The organism is Streptomyces sp. ID05-39B (assembly GCF_033794725.1).
GTDB lineage: Bacteria > Actinomycetota > Actinomycetes > Streptomycetales > Streptomycetaceae > Streptomyces > Streptomyces bobili.
Genome location: NZ_JARGEF010000368.1, coordinates 1 through 5627, shown reverse-complemented (window position 1 = coordinate 5627; position 5627 = coordinate 1). Strand labels below are relative to the sequence as shown.

The following is a 5627-nucleotide window of genomic DNA, read 5'->3' as shown; positions in this document are numbered from 1 at the left end:
TGCGCGGGGTGTGCGGGGGGTGTGGGGGGTGATCCCGCGGAGGTCGTGCGGGCGACGGTGGCGGTGTGCACGGCGGTCGTCTTGGCGGCGGCCTTCGCCGTGACGGAGGCCTCGGCGATCGCCGTCGCGGGGACCGCGGCCTGTCTTGCCGCCGGGCGAGCGGCTGTCCGGCTGGGCGCGGCCGTTCGGCTGAGCGCGGCCATTCGGCTGGGTGCGGCCGTCGTCGCCGGACCGGCTGTTCTCGCGCGGGGCGCGGCCGTCGTCGCCGGGGTGGAGCAGGCTCACGTAGCAGTACCCTTCGCAGTCCTCGGCGGGGAGGCCCGCAGCCGCGGGCAGAACGCGGCTGCCGTGGTGAGCAGCGTGAGCGTCAGCAGGACGCGCTGCGCGCTGAAGGCGTGCGTGGCGATGAACACCGTCCCGGCGAGCAGGACGAGGGCCACGCTCACGAAGACGGTCAGCATCAGCCGTTCGAGCTGGTCGGAGTGGCGCTCGAAGGCCGGGTCCCGGCGCTCCACGGGCCCCGCGGCGGGGACCACCGCCAGCGCGGGACCGCAGATTCTCAGCACGGCGGCGCCCGGCCCGGCCGTCAGGAAGGCGACCATGGCCGCGCCCCGCAGCGCTGAGCCGTCGGGCAGCGCGAGCGCGGACAGCGCCAGCCAGCCGCCGAACGGGGGCAGCGCCCGTACGACCAGTTCCCGCGGTGTCATCGGCCCGTCTCCTTCAGAACGTAGGCCACCCCGGCGTCGTTCCCCGCCACCCGTTCGAAGAGGGAGGAGGCGGCGACGGACTGCCGGATGCGGTCCAACTGACCCTTCGTGAGCAGCCCGTTCATTTCGGAGTCGGCGAACTGGCCGCGGCTGAACAGCAGATAGGCGCGGCCGGGCGACTCCACGGCGGACATGTCCCGGGCGAGCGTCGCCGCCGGATCGCGCACGATGGCGTCGACGTGCTCGCGGTCGTCGTCGAGGAACCAGTAGTGGTCCACTCTCCAGTAGTCGGCGAACGCCAGCGGATGGTTGCGGTCGGCCGCCACGACCAGGGAGGCGTCCGGTGCCTGGTCGACGACCTGCCGCACCAGATCCACCTCGGCCGGCGGGAAGTAGCTGACGCGGTCCTTGCCGGAGTAGCTCGGCACGAAGGCGAGGGTGCCGGCGAGGAGCGCGAGCGGCGGGAGCCACGCATAGCGGCGGGGCTCGGTCCGGCGGGTCCTCTCCATCGCCGTCAGGGTGCGCACCTGCGGCAGGAGGGCCGCCGCGGCGAAGAAGGCGGCGCCGGGCAGCATGAACATCAGCACCCGGAAGATCATCTCGCTGCCGTAGCTGCTCGCCCCGAGCATCGGCAGGGGGGCCGCCGCGATCAGCAACAGCGGCATCGCGCGGTGGCGCAGCACCGGCTGACGCAGCACGCCCACCACCGCGAGCAGCAGCACCGACGCCGACAGCAGCCGGGCGACCCAGGACGTCGTCACCGCGCCTGTGCCGGTCGGGGTGGCGCCGTAGCCGGTGGAGACGTTGCCGCCGATGTCGCCGATCGAGCGGATCATGTCGGGCAGCGCCGCCGAGAGAAAGGGCAGGGCGGCCGTGAGGCACCACGCCAGGAAGATGACCACGGTCGTGACCAGCGGAACCTTGTCGCGGTAGTGGCGGGTGAGGAAGAGGGCGGCCAGCGACACGATCAGCATGCCCGGCGTGAGCTGGTGCGAGATGACCACGGCCACCACCAGCACCGTGAGCAGCACCGTCCACACGGCCTGCCGCTGCCGCGCGGCCGACTGGCCGGGCCGGCCGTAGCGGCGCAGGACGACGGCCAGCACGCCGAGGTGCAGGGCGAAGGCCACGGACTGGGGCGAGAAGTAGTCCTGGCCGACCCAGTTGGCGACACAGAAGAGCCAGACGCCCGTCCAGATCAGCCGCCGGTCCTCGGTGAAGGTGCGGTAGAGCAGCAGCAGCGGCAGCAACAGCGTCAGGCCGGAGACCAGCGGCCACCACGCCATGAACTGTGCGGCCGAGTCCACGCCCAGCAGCCGCACCAGCGTGGCCTGGGCGGCGAAGAAGCCGGGCCACTGGTCGTAGACGGCCATGTCGCCGATCGCGTCCGCGTTCTCCAGCCGGCCCGCCGTCAGCAGGTGGTCGACGACCGCGTCGTGCTTCCACGCCCAGGCGTAGAGGGGCGTCGGGTAGAGCACCGCCTGTGTGGCACGCTCCATCACCAGCAGACCCACGACGTACGCCGACGCCCAGACGGGGTGGCGGCGCGGGCCGCGCAGGGTGCCCCAGAAGCCGACGGTGAGCAGCGCGAGCCCCGCCCAGAAGGTGGGGTGCAGGGCGGTGACGAGGCCGAAGTCGTCGAGGTCGGAGACGTCGGTGTGGGTCATCGCCCAGCCCCACAGGGCGAGCGCGACGAGCAGCGCGGGCGCGGGGTGCGAGGCGGCGTGCCACCAGGGGCGTCCGGGCGGCAGGTCGGACAGGTCGTGCACGGGCTCGGCTCCTGCCGGGCTGGCCGGGCCGGCCGGTTCCTGTGCGGCCTGTTCCTGTGCGGCCGGGACGCTCACGGGGTCCGGGTCGGATCTCTCGCGTGGAGTGGCTGGCGGACGCACGACGGTTCCCCCCTGGCGGTTCGGCTCTGAGCTGGTTCAGTCGCTGGACGGTGCCCTGGACGGGGCGCTGGACGGGGCGCTGGTACGGGCGGTGGCGGGTGGTCCGCTGACGGCACTGCTTACGGCGCTGCTTACGGCGCCTCTGTCGCCCACCCGTGACAGGTGCGGATCCGGTGCGGGTTCCGGCGGCGGCTCGGCGCGGTGGAGGGACAGGAGCAGGACGAGCAGGAACAGCAGGCCGAGCAGCGGCAGCGCGGCGGGCGCCAGCGCCTCTCTCCCCGCCCAGCCCCCCACGGCGACGAGATAGACGACTCCCCAGCGCGCCGCCCACGGCAGCCACCCGGCCGGACGGTCGCCGATGCGCCGGTCGACGCGGTCGAGCAGCAGCCACAGCAGCACCAGACTCAGCAGCTGGCAGACGGGCGGCACCCAGCGCAGCAGCGGGTCGGGCCCGGGGAGGCCCAGGGTCTGCGCGAAGAAATCCGCCGTTTGGGTATAGAACGCCCCACCCAGTGCCCGTGGTTCCCGTCCGAGGGCGACAGGTACGACGTACAGCGCGAGGGCGACGGCCCCCAGTGCCGTACCCGGCAGCCACACATCGCGCCGCACCCGCAGCGTCACGGCCGCCACGAACAGCAGGAGCAGCGCTCCCCCGGCGAACAGCGCAGGACCGGGCAGCACGCCCAGCATCCCGCGCCCGCTCAACGGCTCGGCGAGACCGCCCGAGAGCCGTCCGCCGAGCCAGGGGAGGTTCCGCAACGACACGACGTAGGACACCGTGGCGAGGGCGAGGAGGCTCCACAGTCCGGCACGCAGCCGGCGCTGTCCGCGCTCGGAACAAAGGCCGTCCCCCTCCTGGCCGGGTGCCGGTCCGCGGGGGGTCTCGCCGCGCTCCACCGGCGGTGTGTCCGTATCCCTGTCCGTGTGCGTGTCCCTGTCCGTGTGCGGGCCGGCCGCGGGTGTGCCCTCGTGCGGGCCGGCCGCGGGTGTGCCCTTGTGCGGGCGGACGATCACCGCGAGCGTGTCCGCCTGGAGTGCCTCGCGTTCGTAGCCGGGGCGCCCGATGAACAGCGCGACGGTGTCCTCGTCGGAGGCCCCTCGCTCGTACGCCGCCCGGCGCGCCCAACTCGTGCCGTACCCGGCGGTGGGGTTCAGCCGGGCCCAGCGGGCGCCGTCCTCCGGCGGCGTGCCGCCGGCGGTGACGGTGACCGGGCTGGCCCGGTCGGCGGGCCGGGCATCGGCCGGGCCGGTGGCGGGCGCCCGGCTCGTCTCACGGAGCGCCGCCTTCAGCCCGAAGACCGACACCACGGCGATCAGCGACATGCTCAGCAGCACCGCCCAGCCCGCGCCCGCGATGCCCGCCGGAGTGAACAGCACGGCCGCGCTGCCCAGCACCAGCGTGCACATGGCGCCCTGGAGCGCGGCGAGCACACCGGTACGGCCCTGCACGCGCAACACCCCGATGTACATCTCCACCACGACCCGCGGCAGCGCCCCGGCGGCCAGCAACCGCAGCACGGTGGTGCCGTGTTCGGCGTAGTCCTCGTTGAACGGCAGCAGGATGTGCGGCGCGAACACCACCAGCACCAGCACCACCGGCACCAACAGCAGCGTCATACGGCGCAGCGCCCCACGGACGCCGTCGGCGAGCTGACGCGGGTCGTGCGAGGCATGCGCGGTGAGGGAGGAGGCCATGTTGATGGCCATGAACTCCATCGTGCCGCCGACGGTGTACGCCACGTAGAAGTAGCCGTTCTCCGCCGCGCTGAAGCGGACGGCGACCATCACCGGCAGCAGGTTGATCATCGCCAGGCTGAACAGCGCGCCGAGCGAGTCCCCGGCCAGGAACCGGCCCATCTCACGGACCTTGGGCGGTTCCAGGCCTCGGTCGGCGGCGGCCTGGCGCGGGATGAGCCTGCGGAAGATGAGCCAGCCCAGCGGCAGGGTCGAGAAGGCGATCGCGGCGGCCCAGGACACGAAGATCCCGAGCGCCGGCAGCGCGGTGGCGAAGATGATCAGCAGGACCAGCTTGCCGATCGAGAACACCGCGTTGCCGACCGGGACCCAGCCGGATCTGCGCAGTCCGGTCAGCACGCCGTCCTGGAGGGTGAGCAGCGCCCAGGCCACGCACGCGACGACGAACGCCGCCCCCGCGGCCGTCGTGCCGAGCGGCGCGTACGACGCCCCCCACAGGTCGAGCGTGAGGAGGAAGACGACGGCGGCGATGGTGACGACGACCGAACTCGCCGCGTACGTCCGCCACACCAAGGAGCCGGTGGCGCGTCCCGCGCGCGGGACGAAGCGGACGACCGCGCCGATCATCGTCGTCGCCGTGATGCTGGCCAGCAGGCGCATCGCGGCGATCGCTGCGGAGCCCTGCCCCACGGCCTCCTCGGTGTAGTAGCGGGCGGCCACGAGCCAGAAGCCGAGGCCGAGGACGGCGGAGACACCGGTGCTGAGCATCAGGAAGTAGGCGTTCCGGAACAGCGAGTCGGAGCCCCGCCCGCCACCCGGTCCGGTCCCGGCTCCGGTTCCGGTTCCGGTTCCGGCGACTGTTCCGGTCCTCGTTCCGACGGGTGCCCCGGCTTCGGCCGCGGCCTGTGTTCCGGCCACGGTCGCGGCATGCGTCCCTGCCCGCGTCCCGGCGTGTGTTCCGGCGTGTGTTCCGGCCTGCGTGTCAGCCACGGGTCGGCTCCAGCCCTCCCGGCGCCTCGGCCGGCCGCGCGCCGGACTCCTCCAGTACGTCGATGACCTGCCGCGCCCGCAACGGATCGACCGGCAGCGCGTGCCGGGCGAACCAGCGGGCCCCTGCCGGATCCGGCGAGAGGTCGGTGAAGCCGGCGCCCGCGTAGTCGTCGAGCGGCGGGTCGTAGAGATATCCGACGACGATCCCGCGCCGCGCGAGAGCCGCGATCGAGGCATCCCGGTCGGCGACGAAGAGGGGTACGCGGAAGAGGGGTTGAGCAACCTGCCGCGCGCCGGAACCACCGGGACCGGCCACCCCAGCGCCGTCGGCCCCACCGGCACCACC

General features: G+C 73.5%; 3 protein-coding genes and 2 pseudogenes. All 5 read right to left on the bottom strand.

Annotated features, from left to right (window positions below; all coding sequences use genetic code 11):
* A pseudogene (locus P1P75_RS39125) lies at positions 1–203 on the bottom strand (hypothetical protein); the annotation flags it as partial.
* A 78-nt stretch (positions 204–281) separates the two neighbouring features.
* Positions 282–707, bottom strand: coding sequence for a hypothetical protein (locus P1P75_RS39120; RefSeq protein WP_319264355.1), 426 nt, complete (start codon positions 705–707; stop codon positions 282–284).
* Positions 704–2476 carry a glycosyltransferase gene (locus P1P75_RS39115; RefSeq protein WP_319264353.1) on the bottom strand — a complete coding sequence of 591 codons (1773 nt, stop codon included), beginning with the start codon at positions 2474–2476 and terminating at the stop codon, positions 704–706. Before P1P75_RS39115 ends, P1P75_RS39120 begins: the two co-directional genes overlap by 4 nt.
* Positions 2477–2632: 156 nt before the next feature.
* On the bottom strand, positions 2633–5209 hold the full coding sequence (locus P1P75_RS39110; RefSeq protein WP_319264351.1) for a lipopolysaccharide biosynthesis protein: 2577 nt from the start codon (positions 5207–5209) through the stop codon (positions 2633–2635).
* A gap of 64 nt (positions 5210–5273) precedes the next feature.
* Positions 5274–5627: pseudogene (locus P1P75_RS39105) on the bottom strand (DegT/DnrJ/EryC1/StrS aminotransferase family protein); the annotation flags it as partial.